This window comes from Deltaproteobacteria bacterium (assembly GCA_016709225.1).
Taxonomy (GTDB): domain Bacteria; phylum Myxococcota_A; class Polyangia; order Nannocystales; family Nannocystaceae; genus Xiheibacterium; species Xiheibacterium phototrophicum.
The window spans coordinates 475,261-490,762 of record JADJEE010000002.1 but is presented as its reverse complement, the minus strand read 5'-3'; the positions used below and the strand labels follow the sequence as shown (position 1 = coordinate 490,762).

Annotated in this window: 16 protein-coding genes; 9 read left to right on the top strand and 7 right to left on the bottom strand. The window is 72.5% G+C overall.

The window, feature by feature from the left end:
- Positions 1-47 precede the first annotated feature (47 nt).
- Positions 48-1,082, top strand: a complete 1,035-nt coding sequence (locus IPH07_16280; GenBank protein ID MBK6918952.1) for a hypothetical protein — start codon at positions 48-50, stop codon at positions 1,080-1,082.
- A 25-nt stretch (positions 1,083-1,107) separates the two neighbouring features.
- On the opposite strand, the gene IPH07_16275 is transcribed toward IPH07_16280, so the two are convergent.
- Together IPH07_16275 and IPH07_16270 are read right to left on the bottom strand one after the other, a co-directional pair.
- Positions 1,108-1,995 (bottom strand): serine/threonine protein kinase, encoded by an 888-nt coding sequence (locus tag IPH07_16275; protein ID MBK6918951.1) that lies wholly within the window; start codon positions 1,993-1,995, stop codon positions 1,108-1,110.
- A gap of 2 nt (positions 1,996-1,997) precedes the next feature.
- On the bottom strand, positions 1,998-3,260 hold the full coding sequence (locus IPH07_16270) for a PD40 domain-containing protein (protein ID MBK6918950.1): 1,263 nt from the start codon (positions 3,258-3,260) through the stop codon (positions 1,998-2,000).
- A gap of 71 nt (positions 3,261-3,331) precedes the next feature.
- Here IPH07_16270 and IPH07_16265 point away from each other — a divergent pair, with 71 nt between their 5' ends.
- Positions 3,332-3,889 carry an NUDIX hydrolase gene (locus IPH07_16265; protein MBK6918949.1) on the top strand — a complete coding sequence of 186 codons (558 nt, stop codon included), beginning with the start codon at positions 3,332-3,334 and terminating at the stop codon, positions 3,887-3,889.
- Between the two features lie 26 nt (positions 3,890-3,915).
- Here IPH07_16265 and IPH07_16260 read toward each other — a convergent pair whose 3' ends face one another.
- Positions 3,916-4,368, bottom strand: coding sequence for a hypothetical protein (locus IPH07_16260; protein MBK6918948.1), 453 nt, complete (start codon positions 4,366-4,368; stop codon positions 3,916-3,918).
- Positions 4,369-4,432: 64 nt separating this feature from the next.
- Here IPH07_16260 and IPH07_16255 point away from each other — a divergent pair, with 64 nt between their 5' ends.
- Positions 4,433-5,791 carry a radical SAM protein gene (locus tag IPH07_16255; protein MBK6918947.1) on the top strand — a complete coding sequence of 453 codons (1,359 nt, stop codon included), beginning with the start codon at positions 4,433-4,435 and terminating at the stop codon, positions 5,789-5,791.
- A 34-nt stretch (positions 5,792-5,825) separates the two neighbouring features.
- Here the strand turns inward: IPH07_16255 and IPH07_16250 are convergent, their stop codons facing one another.
- Both IPH07_16250 and IPH07_16245 read right to left on the bottom strand, forming a co-directional pair.
- Positions 5,826-6,269, bottom strand: coding sequence for a hypothetical protein (locus IPH07_16250; protein MBK6918946.1), 444 nt, complete (start codon positions 6,267-6,269; stop codon positions 5,826-5,828).
- A 43-nt stretch (positions 6,270-6,312) separates the two neighbouring features.
- Positions 6,313-7,527, bottom strand: a complete 1,215-nt coding sequence (locus IPH07_16245; GenBank protein ID MBK6918945.1) for a hypothetical protein — start codon at positions 7,525-7,527, stop codon at positions 6,313-6,315.
- A 114-nt stretch (positions 7,528-7,641) separates the two neighbouring features.
- Here IPH07_16245 and IPH07_16240 point away from each other — a divergent pair, with 114 nt between their 5' ends.
- Positions 7,642-8,733, top strand: coding sequence for an alpha-hydroxy-acid oxidizing protein (locus tag IPH07_16240; GenBank protein MBK6918944.1), 1,092 nt, complete (start codon positions 7,642-7,644; stop codon positions 8,731-8,733).
- Positions 8,734-8,761: 28 nt separating this feature from the next.
- On the opposite strand, the gene IPH07_16235 is transcribed toward IPH07_16240, so the two are convergent.
- Both IPH07_16235 and IPH07_16230 read right to left on the bottom strand, forming a co-directional pair.
- Positions 8,762-9,520 carry a hypothetical protein gene (locus tag IPH07_16235; protein ID MBK6918943.1) on the bottom strand — a complete coding sequence of 253 codons (759 nt, stop codon included), beginning with the start codon at positions 9,518-9,520 and terminating at the stop codon, positions 8,762-8,764.
- Positions 9,511-10,404: a hypothetical protein gene (locus IPH07_16230; protein ID MBK6918942.1), complete on the bottom strand. Its 894-nt coding sequence runs from the start codon at positions 10,402-10,404 to the stop codon at positions 9,511-9,513. The genes IPH07_16235 and IPH07_16230 overlap by 10 nt, the downstream gene beginning before the upstream one ends.
- 188 nt (positions 10,405-10,592) lie before the next feature.
- On the opposite strand from IPH07_16230, the gene IPH07_16225 reads away from it, so the two are divergent.
- The 5 genes from IPH07_16225 (at position 10,593) to IPH07_16205 (ending at position 15,476) form a co-directional block, all read left to right on the top strand.
- Positions 10,593-12,500: a DUF3604 domain-containing protein gene (locus IPH07_16225; GenBank protein ID MBK6918941.1), complete on the top strand. Its 1,908-nt coding sequence runs from the start codon at positions 10,593-10,595 to the stop codon at positions 12,498-12,500.
- Positions 12,497-13,321, top strand: coding sequence for a peptidyl-prolyl cis-trans isomerase (locus IPH07_16220; GenBank protein ID MBK6918940.1), 825 nt, complete (start codon positions 12,497-12,499; stop codon positions 13,319-13,321). The genes IPH07_16225 and IPH07_16220 overlap by 4 nt, the downstream gene beginning before the upstream one ends.
- On the top strand, positions 13,318-14,322 hold the full coding sequence (locus IPH07_16215) for a HupE/UreJ family protein (GenBank protein MBK6918939.1): 1,005 nt from the start codon (positions 13,318-13,320) through the stop codon (positions 14,320-14,322). The genes IPH07_16220 and IPH07_16215 overlap by 4 nt, the downstream gene beginning before the upstream one ends.
- Before the next feature lie 261 nt (positions 14,323-14,583).
- Complete coding sequence (locus IPH07_16210; protein MBK6918938.1) at positions 14,584-15,021, top strand: hypothetical protein; 438 nt, start codon at positions 14,584-14,586, stop codon at positions 15,019-15,021.
- A 59-nt stretch (positions 15,022-15,080) separates the two neighbouring features.
- Complete coding sequence (locus tag IPH07_16205; protein ID MBK6918937.1) at positions 15,081-15,476, top strand: response regulator; 396 nt, start codon at positions 15,081-15,083, stop codon at positions 15,474-15,476.
- Positions 15,477-15,502 lie beyond the last annotated feature (26 nt).

Genomic DNA, 15,502 nt, shown 5'->3' with positions numbered 1-15,502 from the left:
CGGCGAACGATCGGTGCGCGGTCGCGGCGATCGACTATGCTCGATCGATGCGTGCTGCCGTTCTCGCTGGCTCGTGGGTGACGTTGCTTGCCGGCTGCCGGCCCGAACCGGTGGCGTCGGCCGCTTCGGTGGCACCCACCGTCGCCCCCAAGGCGGCGGCTGCGGACGACGCCCCGCCGCCCGCTGCCGCAGCGGCCGACCCGTCGCCCGGCCGCTGCGTCGGCGACTCGGCGCGTGCGCTGTCGTTTCTGCCGGCGTCCACGCCCAGCGTGATCGAGCTCGACCTCGCTGCGATCGTGCAGCTGCCGGTGTTCGTGCGCCACCATGCCGCGCTCATCCCCCGCGACCTGCAGCCGCTCCTCGACGCCGCGAGCGAGTGCGGCATCGGGTTCGACAGCTGGCGGATGTACACCTCGTCGTTGGGAGGCCCCCTGGACGTGAGGGTGCTGCAGGCCGAGGGCATCGGTGAGCCCGAACGCCTGGCGTGCATCGCTGCGCGACTGCCCACCGACGGCGCTTGGCACTACTCGCTGGGCACCGTCGACGGGCGCACGCGCCTGGCGCTCGACGACGGCGACGTGGCCTGGGTGGTCGATCGTTGCACGCTGGTCGCAGGCACAGCGGGTCACGACGACGAGCTGCAGCGACTCGTCTCGGGTGAGGCGCGGTCGATGCTCGGCGTGAACGCGCTCGCGGGCGCATGGCGCCGGCTGCCGACCGTGCGGCAGATCGCGTTCGTCTCGCACGCGGTCGCGGTGCCGGCGGCTCCGAACCCGCTGAGCGCCGATCTCGCAATCGCGATCGGCCTGCGGCGGGGGCTCGAGCTGCGCGCGACGCTCGAGGTCGGCAACCCCGCCGACGCGGAGCGCATGGCCGCCGAGCTCCGGCGCGAGTGGGACGGCGCCGGGCCCATCGCGCGCTCGGTCGGACTGCCGCAGGCGGTCGTCGACAGCGTCGACATCCGTGCGAGCGCCAGCATGGTCCAGGTCGACGCGACCGCCACCCCGGCGCAGCTCGACGAAGCGATCGTGGGCCTGGTGCGGACCCTCGGCGGCGGTGCGATGCCGACCGCGGGCCCTTGAGGGCATCGCGACGGATCGCAAGCGGCTAGGTCGGCCACGCCGCGCGCAGGGCGGTCGCGAACGCCCGCGCGTCGCTCGGTCGATCGCCCGGCGCCTTGGCGAGCGCCCGCTCGACCACCGCCGCCAGCGCGTCGCTCACCTGGGTCGCTGGGAGGTAGCGGCGCAGCGGAATCACGGGGTCGGTGGCGTGGGCGCGCAGCCACATCACCGGGTTGGCCATCCACCGCTCGCGCACCACGCTCACCACGTCATCGGCGACGAACGGCACGTGGCCCGAAAGCAGCTCGTACAGCAGCATGCCGAGGCTGTAGACGTCGGCCGCGGGCGTCAGCGCGTAGGTCTCGAGCTGCTCGGGCTGGGCGTAGTGCGGCGTGCCGACCAGCATGTGCCCGACCGTCGCGTTCTGTCCGACGACGCCGCGCTGGTCGAACGAGCGCGCGAGTCCGAAGTCGAGGATGCGGGTGTGGCCGTCGGGATCGACGAAGATGTTCGCGGGCTTGAGGTCGCGGTGGATGATGCCGTGGTCGTGGGCCTCGCACAGGCCGAGGCAGCACTGATAGATGACGTGGGCTGCCCACGCGGGATCCATCGGCGCGTCGAAGTCGTGGAACTCGTCGAGCGGCAGGCCGCGCAGCAGCTCCATCAGCACGTAGACGTGGCCGTCGCGGCGCAGGCCGCAGTCGTGGATGCGGACCACGTGCGGGTTGGTCAGCGTCCGCAGCACCGTGACCTCGCGCAGGGTTCGCTGGGCGGTGTCGACGGCGCTCACCGGCTCGATCGACAGCTTGAGCGCGAGCGGCTCGGGGAAGCGTGGATCCCTGACCTTGTAGACGTTGCCGAACCCGCCCGAGCCCAGCAGTTCGAGGATCTCGAACTCGCCGTAGTGCTGCCCCGGTTGCAGGTCGAGCGCCATCGTCAGCCGTCCTTCCACTCCGCGACGAACACGTTGGTGTCGCCTGGCGTGGCGGCGTTGCGATTGCTCGCGAACACCAGGTGCTTGCCGTCGCGCGTGAACATCGGGAACCCATCGAAGTCGGGGTTGCGCGTCACCGGCTGCTGGTCCTTGCCGTCGACGCCGATGATGAAGAGGTCGAAGTCGCGGCCCTGGGGGTCGTCCTGATTGCTGGCAAAGATGATGCGCTTGCCGTCGGGGTGGAAGTAGGGCCCGAAGTTGGCCTTGCCGTTGTCGGTGATCTGCCGGTTGTTCTTGCCGTCGGCGTCCATCACGAACAGCTCGAGGCGGGTGGGGCGGACCAGGCCCTCCTTGATGATCGCGTCGTATTTCGCGAGCTCCTCGTCGCCGCTGGGATGGTTGGCGCGGTAGACGATCGACTTGCCGTCGGGCGAGAAGAACGCGCCGCCGTCGTAGCCCTTCGACTGGGTGAGGCGGGTCTGCTTGCTGCCGTCGATGCCCATGACGTACAGCTCGGGGTCGCCGTCGCGGGTCGAGGTGAAGACGATGCGATCGCCCTGCGGGCTCACGGTCGCCTCGGCGTCGTAGCCGGGCCCGACCACCAGTGGCTTCACGTCGCTGCCGTCCTTCGCGGCGCTGTAGATGTCGAACTCGCCGTACAGCTTCCACACGTAGCCGTGGCTGCGATCGGGTGGCGGCAGGCAGTCGTCGGCGGCCGCATGCGTCGAGGCGTAGAGGATCCGCGTGTCGCCGGGCAGGAAGTACGAGCACGTGGTGCGACCCTTGCCCGAGCTCACCCGCGCGACGTTCTTGCCGTCGATGCCCATGGTGTAGATCTGGTCGCAGCCACCGCCGTCGCGGGTCGACTGGAACACCAGCGTGCGCTCGTCGTTGCTCAGGTACGCCTCGGCATTCTCGCCGCCGAAGCTGAGCTGCTGCATGCGCCCGAGGTGGACCTCGCCGTCGCGCGGGTCGAGCCACACCGGCTCGCCGGGCGCGCTCGGTACGATCGCAGGCTTGGCGTCACCGGCCTTCGCGTGGGGATCGGCGTGGGGGTTGGCGTGGGGATCGGGGGTTGGCTTCGGCTCGGCCTTCGCGGCGGGCTCGGCCTTCGCGGCGGGCTCGGCCTTCGCGGCGGGCTCGGCCTTCGCGGCGCCCGACGACGAGCCGCCGTCGCAGGCGGCCAGCGTCCAGCCGTTCAACGCGAGGAACAAGGGCACGAGACCGCCGCGGAGCGGCGCACGACGGGCGAGCGAGGGGCGCATCGGCGGCAACTGTACCAGGCTTCGCGCACGCGGCTTGTCGGGCGGCCCGGGTTCGCGTCAACGTGTTCGTCATGAGTTCCCGACCGGCGCCGTGGCGCACCCTCTCGGAGCGCAAGCTCGCGAGCTACCGCGTGTTCGATGTCACCGAGCTGCACGCGCAGCGCGTCGACACCGGGCAGGCCCACACGTTCTTCCGCATCGAGTCGGTCGACTGGGCCAACATCATCCCGATCACGACCACCGGCGAGGTCGTCATGATCCGACAGTTCCGCCACGGTGCGGGTTGCGAGACCTTGGAGATCCCCGGTGGGCTGCTCGATGCCGACGAAGATCCGGGCACCGCCGCGGCGCGGGAGCTGCTCGAAGAAACCGGCTACCGCGCCGGCAAGGTCGTGGCGCTCGGCTCGGTGCATCCCAACCCCGCGCTCTTCAAGAACCGCATCCATGCGTTCTTGGCGACGGGCTGCGAGAAGGTCACGGAGATCGCCAACGACGAGTCGGAGCAGACCACCATCGAGCTGGTGCCGGTCGACGCGATCGATGGCCTGCTCAGCTCGGGCGCCATCGATCACGCGCTGGTGATGGCGGCGTTCCACTGGTGGCGTCTGCGCGGCTCACCGACCGCGTGAGCCCGTCGCGCGTCGCCACCTGCGGCTCACGGGCCGGTCGAGCCGGGCGCGCCGTAGTCGGCGGTGTCGGAGGCATTGGTGGCGGCGGTGGTCGAGCCGGTGTCGGTGCCGCTCGACGAGTCGCTGCCGCCCGAGGTGCCGCCGCTGCTGTCGGTGCCGCTGATGGTGTCGGTGAGCGAATCGGTGAAGCTGGGATCGCCGTAGTCGGAGACGCCTGCCGAGACCGTGTCGGTGGTGGAGGTGTCACCGGTCGAGCCGCCGGTCATGGTGGTGCCCTGGGTCGCCGAGCCCTGCGTGTTGCTGGTGCCGCTGGTGTCGCCGTCGTCGCCGCCGCAGCTCGCGGCCATCAACGCGAAGCCCAGCAGCAGACCCGCGAAGCTCGGTGTCGGCGCGGCGCCGTCGCGCAGCGGTGCGCTGCAGAACGGGCAGACGGTCGCATCGGTACGGACGTGACGGTGGCAGACCAAACAGGGAATCATCGATATCGAATCTACCACCGTTGGCCGGGGTCGGCGCAAGTTGGGTATGCTTACGGCCGGTCGCATGGGTCTCGAAGACGTACGTCGCAAGCTGCCGGTGGTGCGAGCGCTCCCTCCCGGTCGCGGCCGGAAGCACCTGGTGCGCGCCGCGGCGTCGGGCGAGGTGCCGACCTGTGCGCTCGCGGTGTGGGAGTTCACCCTCGCGTGCGATCAGAAGTGTCTGCACTGCGGGCCTCGGGCCGGGCTCCCGCGTGACGACGAACTCTCGACCGAAGAGGCCCTCGCGTTGGTCGACGAGCTGGCCGAGCACGGCGTCGGTGAGGTGGTGCTCATCGGTGGCGAGGCCTACCTGCGCAACGACTTCCTGCTCGTGATCCGTCGCATCCGCGAGCGCGGCATGACGGCGACCATGACCACCGGTGGCTACAACCTCACCGCCGCCCGTGCGCGGGCGATGGTCGAGGCCGGCATCCAGAGCGTGTCGGTCTCGATCGACGGTCTGCGCGAGAGCCATGACTGGGTGCGCAACCGACCCGAGAGCTGGGATCGCGCGTTCGCGGCGCTCGGCCACCTGCGGGCCGCCGGCTCTCGCATCGCCTGCAACACGCAGATCAACGCGCGCAGCCACACCGAGCTGCCAGCGCTGCTCGAGCTGCTCGCGGCCGCCGGCGTCCGTGCATGGCAGCTGCAGATCACGATGCCGCACGGTGCGGCCGCCGATCATCCCGAGCTGCTGCTGCAGCCGTACCAGTTCCCCGCGGTGTTCGAGCTGCTCGATCGCATCGAGGATCGCTGCCGCGAGCTCGGCGTCGTCATCTGGCCGGGCAACAACCTCGGCTACTTCGGTCCGTTCGAGCACAAGCTGCGTCGACACCAGCGTGGCGAGGGGCACTTCTCGGGCTGCTTCGCGGGCGTCACGGTGATGGGCATCGAGAGCAACGGCGCGATCAAGAGCTGCCCGAGCGTGGGCGGCCCGACCAACACCGGCGGCTCGTGGCGCGAGCACGGCCTGCAGGCGCTGTGGGAACGCGCGCCGGAGATCACGTACGTCCGCGATCGCACCACCGCGGATCTGTGGGGCTACTGCGCCGAGTGCTACTACGGCCCGACCTGCATGTCGGGCTGCACGGCGGCGACCGAGCCGCTGCTCGGGCGACCCGGCAACAATCCCTTCTGCCACCACCGCGCGCTCGAGATGGATCGCATGGGCCTGCGCGAGCGCGTCGAGCTCGTCGCGGCGGCGCCGGGGCTGCCGTTCGACAACGGGCTGTTCCGCGTGGTGCGGGAGCACAAGGATCCCGAGCTGCGCGAGCGTCTCGGGCCGGTGCAGATCGACGAGCCGCGGACCTCGCGGCTGGTCGACCCGCTGGGGCCGGGGCGCACGCTCACCGCCGAAGAACGCGCCGCGCTGACCGACGGGTGACGCGACGATCGGCGTCGGTGCGGCTTGGCCGGCGTCAGCCCCCGGAGCTGCTGCTGCCCGAGCCCGAGCTGCTGCCCGAGCCCGAGCTGCCCGAGCTGCTGCCCGAGCCCGAACCCGTACCCGAGCTGCTGTCGTTGCCGGTGCTCCCCTCGGCGGTCGCGTCCTCGTTGCTCGAGTCGCTGATCGACACGCTGGTGTCGAAGCCGCCGGGGTCGCCGTAGGCCGCGACGCCCTGCGAGTCGTCGTCGTTGGTGGTCGACAGCCCGGTGCTGCCGGTGCTGCCGGTGCTGTTCGAGCTGTCGGTGACGGTCGCGCCGGTGTCACCCTTCTCGCCGCCGCAGCTCATCATCGACAGGCCCAGCAGCAGGCCGGCGAGCATCGGCAACGGTGCCGCCTCGCGGCGCAGCGCAGCGCTGCAGAACGGGCACACATGCGCATCGACGCGGACGTGACGGTGGCAGCTGTGACAGGGATGCATCGTCGAGCATCCTATCACGCGCCCGGCGTCGTCGCGGGCGCGGCTAGAACCGCGAGGACAGCGAGACGCCGGCAAAGCCGCGGCCGATCATCGGCGCCCACAGCATCGCGCGCTCGCGGGTGAAGCGTTCGTGGTGGCGGCGGTAGCCCTCGGCATAGCCGACGATCGCGACGCCGGCGGCGACCAGCACCGCACCGACGTCGCGCGTGGAGAAGGACATCGCCCGCGCCGCGGCGGCGCAGCGGGCCGTGGTGCACTTCGCCAGCACGCCCCATGACGCCGGGCTCAGCGTGATCCAGACCACCGCGCCGCCCGCCAGCAGCCCGATGCCGGCGCCGCGCAGGGCCGAGATCTTCGCGCGCTTGCGCGAGGCGAACGCGTCGTCGTAGGCATCACGCTCGCCGCGGAGTACGGCACCGGCGGTCGCCAGCCCGATCGTCGCGGCGAGCGCGAGGTCGGAGTTCACGCGCAGGGCGACCACCGGCAAGATCCCCGGCGCGCAGGCCAGCACCGCATTGCCGAGCTGCTCGGCGTCGGTTTGGCTGTCGAACGGGTCGGTCATCTTCGCCTGCGCTGCGACCGGCTCGATGCAGCGCTTCTTGACGATGAGGTGCGCGGCGATCTGCTCGGTGAGCGCGACGAGGAAGGTTGCACCCGCGGCGGCGAACAGGCCCACGCCGCCATAGGGCGGTCGCAGCGGTGGCGGTAGCTTCCGTGCGGGCGCCTCGTCCTCGTCCGACGGTAGCCTCGCACCCATCGCAGGCGAGGCCCCGCTTCCGCCACGCAGCGGCTTGCCCTGGGCGGGGGACGGCGGCGGGCCGGTGAGCTCCGGCTGGGGCGGTTCGACCTTCGCGCCCGCAGGATCGGGCCCGCCAGGATCGTCGGGGAGCGTCACCGCGGGTCGTTCCTCCGCGCTCGTCGTCGTGCCCGGGCCGGTGCCCGGGGCGGCGGCGGCCGTGGTGGTGGTCGTCGGTGCCGCCGTGCTCGCGCGCGGCAACTTCGACACCGGCGTCGGCGCGGGCGCCGGGGCCGAGCTCGCCGGCGGCGGCGCCTCGGTGTTCTGCCCGGGCATCGGCGGCAGCTTGGGCGGACCCACGAACATCGCGATGAGGCCCACGCGCGCCGCGGCCACCGTCCAGATCGCCATCACCGTGACCACGCCACCTTGCTCGAGCGACGACGGTATCAGCGAGTGGCCCGCGACGCCAAGCGTGAAGGGATCGCCGCGGCCGCACCATGATCGACTTGGGCAGGCCATCCGGCGACAGCTTCGCGGCGGGGCACGGCCGTGGGTCCGACGATCCACGCGGCCGTCGTCGCGACGTGCTCGCTTGCACCCGCAGCGGGGACGACGGCACGCTGATGGTCGCGTATGGCCACGAACGACAGCATCCGTGACGCGACCCGCGAGGGCCCGCTCAACCTGCGCCGGCTCGAGGTCCTCGCGCGTGCGTGCCTGCCACCCGAGGTCTTCGCGTACATCGCCGGTGGCGCGGCCGACGAGCGCACGGTCGCCGAGAACTGCGCGGCGTACGAGCGTGTGGCCCTGTTGCCGCGCGTGCTGGTCGACGTTGCGACCCGCGATGCGGCGATCGAGCTGCTCGGGCAGTCGATGTCCGCACCGTGGCTGATCGCACCCACCGCCATGCATGCCCTCGTGCATCGCGACGCCGAGCTGGCGACGGCGCGCGCGGCCGCGTCGTGTGGCATCACCATGGTGTGCTCGACGCTCTCGACCACGCCCATCGAGGCGGTCGCGCGCGCGTGCAGCGATGCGCTGTGGTTCCAGCTCTACGTCTACCGCGATCGGGGCGCGACCGCGGAGCTGGTGGCGCGCGTGCAGCAAGCCGGCGTACGCGCGCTGGTCGTGACCGTCGATGCGCCGCTGCTGGGCCTGCGCGAGCGCGACCACGCCCACGGCGTCGGTCTGCCGGCGGGCTTTCGCGCGCCCAACGTGCGGGCCGATGGCGATGTCGATGCCGCGCACCTGGGCGACTACTTCGCGGCGCTGGTCGATCCGTCGCTGTCGTGGCGCGACCTCGAATGGCTGCGTAGCATCACCACGCTACCGATCGTGCTCAAGGGCGTGCTGCGGGCCGACGACGCCGGGCAGGCCGCAGCGGCCGGGGTGGCCGGCATCGTGGTGTCGAACCACGGCGGTCGGCAGCTCGATGGTGCGATCGCCACCTTCGACGCGCTGCCAGCGGTGCGCGCCGCCGTCGGCGACCGCGTGGCGGTGCTGGTCGACGGCGGCATCCGTCGCGGCACCGACGTGCTCAAGGCGCTGGCGCGCGGCGCCGACGCGGTGCAGCTCGGGCGGCCGATCCTGTGGGCCTTGGCCAGGGGCGGCGAGCGGGCGGTGGTCGCGGCGCTGCGACAGCTCCACCACGAGTTCGACCTCGCGATGGCGCTGTGCGGGTGCCCGCGCATCGACGCGATCGATGCCTCGCTGCTAGCCCGTTGAGCTCGCCGCGCTGCGACCGAGCCAGCCGCTAGAGTCGTGCCGAGCGGGCGGTGCGATCGCGCTGGAGGGTCGCGGCCGGTCGACCGCCGTCGTACCAGCTGCGCAGCACGAAGTCCGCTGCCAACGCCCGCGGCAGCCGCAGGCCGTCGGCGGCGTCACGGCGACGGTAGTCGTAGATTCGGCGCTGACGCATGGGATCGAACTCGGTGGTGCCGAGGGTCTGCTCGTCGTCGAGCATGATCTGCGACGTGGGTACGACGATGCGCACGTCGCCGTGCTCACCCGGCACGGTCCACACCGCGACGACGTGGTTCCACACCGGCCACAGCAAGCCGACGTGGCGCACGCCCATGCGATGGGCGAGGTGCGCGAACAGGGCACTCAGCTCGTCGCACTCGGCGGTCGCAGAGGCGACACGTCCATCGTAGTCGTCGTGCGCGCGCCACTGCGCCCAGATCGCGTCGGAGTTCGGCGCCCGGTTGGTGATGTCCCAGTGCAGGTTCCACAGGCCGCCGTCGCGGGTGGACTCGAACAGCAGGCGCACGCGCGCGTACTCGCGACGGGCGTCGTCGTCGTCGCGCAGGCCGTGGCGCTCGACCAAGGCCGCCCAGTCGGCCTGCACGTCGGGGTCGTCGCGCTGGGCGTCCGCGATCTCGCGCAGCGCGGCGACCAGATCGTCGACGCGCACGGTCTCACCGGCGGGCAGCTGTGGCAGCGCGCCGAAGATCTGGCCCTGCGCCGGTGCCAGCAGCCGCAGGGCCAGTAGCGCCGCGGCGCTCACTCCCACCGCCGCGGTGGGGGTGGCGGCGCGAAACGACCCTCGCGATCGGCCGACGGCCACGGCTGGGGATCGCCGCGCCAGCCGTCGACGAACACCGGATCGATCGGCACACCGCGGGCGCGCAGGCCCGCGGCCGAGTCATAGAAGACGGTCAGCTTCTGATCGGGCGTGCTGGCGTTGCGGCGCGTGAACGGGACCTCGACGACCGGCGAGAAGCGATCCTCACCGAACTCGGTGCCGAGCTCTCGCTGCGCGCGTGGCGACTTGCTGCGCGCCGAGCCGGCGCCTCGATCGGGTGCGGGGCTCGTTCGCGGGGCCACGTCGCGCCGCGCAGTGTCCTTGTCGGCGCGCGCCGAGTCGGTCGCCGCCCACGGTCGTGTCACCGCCGAGGCACGCTCGCCGAACACCGCGACGCCGATGACCCCGGCGTGCTGCGGGGTCCCGCGCCGCGCGGTGTAGCTGTCGCCGACGCCGCTGAAGCGAAAGCTCGCGACCTCGCTGAGCGAGCGGCGGAAGCCATCGATCACGACCTCGCCGAACGGCTCGACGACGTAGCCGCGTTGCTTGCGGAAGTCGCCGAGCTTGCCGGAGATCACGTCACGACCGTCGACGGAAACCACCACCTCGACGCGGGTCGGTGCGTCGTTGACGATGCGCACGACGTAGCGCTCACCGAGTTCCCCCGCGACGAAGGTCTGCCCGCGATGACCGACGGTCGTGAAGCCGCTGCCCTCGGGGGCTTCGATGCTCACGTGCACGCCGGTGTGCACGGGCGGCTCGACCTGCACCGGCCCGCGTCGCGTGCTGCGGGCATCGGCGTCGCCGGGCACGGCGACGAGCGACAATGCGAGCGTGAGCAGGGGAAGACAGAGTCGGGTCGCAGCGCGCATGGGGCCTCCGATGGCGAAGGGCCCAACGCGCGGCCCCAGCGATCCGATCTGGCGGCCTGCGGTTTCCCGCGCGGGCGCGGCCAAGGCCCCGGAATCATGGGCGGAGCCAACCACGCGCGAGGGGCTGGCCAGCGCGCGGGTGGTCGGGGCCCGCGGTCTTTGCGATCCTGCCGGCCCCCACGAGACGCATGCTCCACCGCGGCCGCTTCGTCGCGCTCATGGCGGGATCGCTGGCGCTCGCGTGCGCCGACGGGCCCCCCACGAGCCCCTATGATCCTCCGCCCGAGGTGCTCGGTCGCTGTCGACAGTTCGATCCGCAGCGGCTGGCGTTCTTCGGCGATCTGCACGTGCACACGTCGCTGTCGCTGGACGCCAACCTGCAGGGCAATCGCGTGGCGGTCGCCGATGCCTACCGCTTCGCCCGCGGCGAGGCGATCGGCGTGCAGCCCCATGACGCCGCCGGTGCGCCCCTGCGGACGATCCAGCTCGAGCGGCCACTCGACTTCGTGGCCCTCACCGATCATGCGGAGTTCCTCGGTGTGGTCGAGGGTTGCACGCAGCCCGACGCACCCGAGTACGACACACCCGCGTGCAAGGGCTACCGCGACGATCCCGATCAGGCGTTCCTGGGCCTGAACGCCTACCTGACGCAGCAGCCCGGCAGCGCCAGCACGCCGCCGCCGTGCGCCGACGCGGCCGGTGGCTGCCCCGACAGCGCGACCGCGGCGTGGGACGAGATCCGCACCGCCGCCGAGCAAGCCTACGATCGCAGCGAGGACTGCAGCTTCACCTCGTTCGTGGCCTACGAGTGGTCGGGCTCGCCGGGCGCGCTCAACCTGCACCGCAACGTCATCTTCCGCAACCACCACGTGCCGGCGCGGCCGGCCGGCTACTTCGACGTCGGCCGTGAAGAGCAGCTGTGGCAGCGGCTGCGCGACGATTGCCTCGCTCGCGGCGACGACTGCGACGTGCTGACGATCCCGCACAACTCGAACCTCAGCTCGGGGTTGATGTTCGAGACCGTCGACGGCAGCGGCGCGCCGTTCGATGCCGCCTACGCGCGCTCGCGGGCCGAGCTCGAGCCGCTGGTCGAGGTGTTCCAGCACAAGGGCGCCTCCGAGTGCCTGCCCGGCAGCGCCAGCGCCGACGAGCAGTGCAACTTCGAGATCATGCCCTACGCGAAGCTGAGCTCCGCGACCCTGGGCGGCGCGCCCGATCCGTTGGTCGAGTCCGACTTCGTGCGCCACGCGCTGGGCCGCGGGCTGGAGCTGTTCGCCAGCCTGGGCGTGAACCCGTTCGCGTACGGCTTCGTCGCCAGCACCGACACCCACCTGGGCACGCCGGGTGCGGTCGACGAGCGCAGCTTCATCGGTCACGGCGGCGCGGGTCTGACCGTCCGCGATGGCCTGCCCGCGGGCCTGCCCGATCGTCCGTGGTTCAATCCCGGCGGGCTCACGGTGATCTGGGCGGAGGAGAACTCGCGCGAGGCGCTGTTCGCCGCGATGCGGCGCCGTGAGGTCTACGCCACCAGCGGCCCACGCATCGAGCTGCGGCTGTTCGCCGGCACCGATCTCGACGCGGCCCTGTGCGACGCCGCGGACCTCGTCGGGGCCGGGTACGCGCGCGGGGTGCCGATGGGCGGCGTGCTGCAGGCGCCGCTGGCGGGACCGCCACGCCTGCTGATCTCGGCGCTGCGCGATGTCGGCACTGCGGCTGCGCCCGGGGCCGCGCTCGAGCGAATCCAGATCGTGAAGGGCTCGCTGGTCGGGGGGCAGGCCAGCTTCCGCGTGATCGACGTGGCCGGTAGCGCCGGCGTCGGCGGGGTCGACCCCGGCACGTGTGCGCCGCTCGCCGGCGGTGCCGATGCGCTGTGCAACGCGTGGATCGACGACGACTTCGATCCCGCGGTGCCAGCCTTCTACTACGCGCGCGTGCTCGAGGTGCCGAGTTGCCGTTGGCAGACCTACGCGTGTGTGGCCGCCGCGGTCGTCTGCGACGATCCGGCGACGATCGGCGCGGGCTTCGAGGGCTGTTGCGATCAGCCGGCCACCCAGCAGGAGCGGGCCTGGAGCTCACCGGTGTGGTACCTGCCGTGAGCGCGCCTGGTCGCAGCGCGTTGGTGTTGCTGCGGTTCGCGGTCGGCGGTGCGCTGTGCTTCGTGGCGGACCGGTGGCTCGGCGACGGGCCGTCGCTGCGGGTCGAGGTGCGCGACGGCGCCGACGCGCCCGCCGTCGCGCAGGCGATCGACGAGGCGCTGTTGCTCGAGCTCGCCGAGGCGCGCGGGTGGCCGCACACCGACGCGATCGTGCGTGGGCGGCTGTCGGCCCTGCTCGCCGCGGTCGAGGGTGATGGGCCCGAGGATGCGATCGCGACGGCGATCGACATGGGGCTGCACCGACGCGATCCCATCGCACGCGCACGGCTGCTCGGTGCGGCCCGTCGCGCGCTCGGTCGCGAGGCCGACGATGCGCCGGGGGCGATCGAGCTGCTGCGCGAGCTGGCCTTGCACCCGCAGGCGCAGACCGGTGCGATCCACGTGCGCTTCGATCGCGAGCGCGTCGCGTGCGACGATGCAGCGGCCGCGAGCGTGGGCGCCGACGCGCTGCCGTGGCCGTGGGGCTGGCCGCGACCCGAGGTGGCCTACGCGCTGCCGCGCGTGCGCATGCGGCTCGGCGATGCAGTCGCCGATGCGCTCGCGACGGTGCCGACGGGCCAGTGGAGCGATCCGCTGCGAGGGCCGCTCGGGTGCCACCGCGTGCGGGTGCGCGAGCGCAGCGGCGGCGCGCTGCGCCCGTGGCCGCACGGGCTCGTGACGCTGCTGCAGAGCGTGCTGGCGCGGCGCCACGACGCGGTGGTGCGCCGTGAACTCGCGCGCCGCCAGCGTGACCGCACGGTGGCGATCGAGGTGGTGCCGTGACGGCGGTGCGCGGCACGACGATCGCGAGCGCGCTCGCGGTGGTGCTGCTCGGCACCACGGCGCGCGACCTCGCCGCCCATGGGCCGCCGCCGGTCGGGGTGCGCGTCGAGGCCCACACCGATGGCGCGGTGGAGATCACGATCGATCACGAGCTCGCGCTCACGGCGGTGCCGAGGGTGGATATCTCCGTATCGTGTGCACGCCGCGGGCCGCCGCGACGGCACATGCACGGCACGCGCGTGCGCACGACCCAGGGGTGGTCGTGCGATGCGTCGCTGGCCGACGGCGACGTGTACATCGATGGGCTCGTCGACGGCGGCCCCGATGCGATGGTGGCGGTCTCGCTCGACGGCGACACGCTCGTGCGCGACGTCGCGACCGTCGCTGCGCCGCGGGTACACGTGCCGCCGCGCGCCTCGGCGCTCGCGACCTTCGCGAGCTTCGTCGCGCGGGGCCTGGCGCACCTGTGGCGCGGCGCCGATCACCTCGCGTTTGCGCTGGCGCTGATGCTGTTGGCCCGCTCGCGTCGGGCGACGATCGCCGCGCTGACGGCCTTCACGCTCGGGCACAGCCTCACGCTCGTCGCCGCGACGCTGGGGTGGTTGCGCATCCCGGTCGCGTGGGCCGAGCTCGGCATCGCCGCCAGCCTCGTGGCGGTGGCGTTCGAGCTCGCCGTCGCGCGAGCGCGGCCACGCGCCGGGCGGCTCGCGCTCGCGGCCGCGCTCGCGGGCCTCTTGCACGGGCTCGGCTTCGCGACCGCGCTGCTCGACGCCGAGGGCGGTGTGGCCAGCCTCGACGGTCGCCTGGCCCCCGCGCTGGTCGGCTTCAACGTCGGCATCGAGCTCGGCCAGGTCTCGCTGGTGCTGCTCGCCGTGCTCGCGCAGGTGGCCCTCGTGCGCGCGGGCATCCGCGTGCCGGTGCACGGACGCGCGTGGTTCGGCCATGGCCTCGGGATGATCGCGTGCATGTGGTGCATCGCGCGGGCGCTCGCGCTCGCGTGACGCTGCGTGGCGGGCCGTGTCGTTCCGCCCGCGACGCGATGGGCGTCGACGACGAGCCGGGCCCGCAGCTGCGCCACAGGGGTGTCGTTCACCCTGCGCGGCCGCTTCTGATCGCGTCACCCATCGATCCCCAATCTGCCCCGTGGGGCAGGCAGGTGTCGCGCTCGGGTGCCGTGGTGTGGACCGCCGCCGCGCAGCGACACGCGAGACCTGCTTGGCACGCGTGATGCTCTGGCAGGCCGCCACGAAGGGGAGGTGCGCGTGATCGCAGAGCATGTCGGAGTCGTCCACGGACAGCAGCGGCGGGCGCTGTTGGCCTGGCCCGAGCAACCGCGCAGGGAAGCCCTCGGCAACCTGCTGCGCAGTGTGGGCTACGAGGTCGTCGCCCACGAGGTCGGCAGCATGGCCGCGCACGCGGCCCGGCGGCGCGACGGCACCGCGGCGGCCGAGGTCTTCATCGTGTTGGTGGCGCGGCCCTACTGGCTGGGGCTGTCGGTGATCGAGTCGGCGCGGCTGATCGCGCCCGCGTTGGTGATCCTCGCGGTGGTCGAGCCCGAGGAGGGCTGGGTCTACGAGGAGGCCGAGCGCCTCGGTGCCGATCGCATCGTGCCGGCTCGCTTCATCCGCCTCACGCTGCGCGCCGTGATTTCGTCGGTGCCGTCGGTGCGCGAAGGGGGGCTGTCGTGTTCGACGCGGTGACCTCGCACACCCCGGCGCGGCGCCCCGGTGCCACCGCCGGGCGCACGCGCAAGCGGATCCTGGTGGCCGAGGACGACACCGAGATGCGGCGGTTGATCGCACGGGTGCTTCGCTACGAGGGCTACGACATCGTCGAGGCCAACAGCGGCTCCGCGCTGCTCGACGCGCTGGTCGATCAGATGTTGCTGCACACCCAGGCGGTGCCGTTCGATCTGGTGATTTCGGACCTGCGCATGCCGGGGCTCACCGGCATCGACGTGCTGCGTTGGCTGCGGAGCGAGGACTGGGTCCTGCCCTACATCCTCATCACCGCGTTCGGGAGCCCGGCAGTGGAGCACGAGGCGCTGTGGGCCGGCGCCGACGCAATCCTCGCGAAGCCGTTCGAGCTCGATCACCTGCGCGCGACCGTGCAGGCCCTCATCGGGGGCATGACGGCCGGGGGAAGCCCGCTGTGATCGTGCGCGCGCGCTCGCGGCGGACG

What these genes read in the sequence shown, in the direction of transcription:
- IPH07_16265 (MBK6918949.1), top strand. Translation starts at nt 3,332, where the DNA reads ATGAGTTCCCGACCGGCGCCGTGGCGCACCCTCTCGGAGCGCAAGCTC.
- IPH07_16250 (MBK6918946.1), bottom strand. Translation starts at nt 6,269, where the DNA reads ATGCATCCCTGTCACAGCTGCCACCGTCACGTCCGCGTCGATGCGCAT.
- IPH07_16260 (MBK6918948.1), bottom strand. Translation starts at nt 4,368, where the DNA reads ATGATTCCCTGTTTGGTCTGCCACCGTCACGTCCGTACCGATGCGACC.
- IPH07_16240 (MBK6918944.1), top strand. Translation starts at nt 7,642, where the DNA reads ATGGCCACGAACGACAGCATCCGTGACGCGACCCGCGAGGGCCCGCTC.
- IPH07_16270 (MBK6918950.1), bottom strand. Translation starts at nt 3,260, where the DNA reads ATGCGCCCCTCGCTCGCCCGTCGTGCGCCGCTCCGCGGCGGTCTCGTG.
- IPH07_16230 (MBK6918942.1), bottom strand. Translation starts at nt 10,404, where the DNA reads ATGCGCGCTGCGACCCGACTCTGTCTTCCCCTGCTCACGCTCGCATTG.
- IPH07_16280 (MBK6918952.1), top strand. Translation starts at nt 48, where the DNA reads ATGCGTGCTGCCGTTCTCGCTGGCTCGTGGGTGACGTTGCTTGCCGGC.
- IPH07_16275 (MBK6918951.1), bottom strand. Translation starts at nt 1,995, where the DNA reads ATGGCGCTCGACCTGCAACCGGGGCAGCACTACGGCGAGTTCGAGATC.
- IPH07_16245 (MBK6918945.1), bottom strand. Translation starts at nt 7,527, where the DNA reads ATGGCCTGCCCAAGTCGATCATGGTGCGGCCGCGGCGATCCCTTCACG.
- IPH07_16225 (MBK6918941.1), top strand. Translation starts at nt 10,593, where the DNA reads ATGCTCCACCGCGGCCGCTTCGTCGCGCTCATGGCGGGATCGCTGGCG.
- IPH07_16255 (MBK6918947.1), top strand. Translation starts at nt 4,433, where the DNA reads ATGGGTCTCGAAGACGTACGTCGCAAGCTGCCGGTGGTGCGAGCGCTC.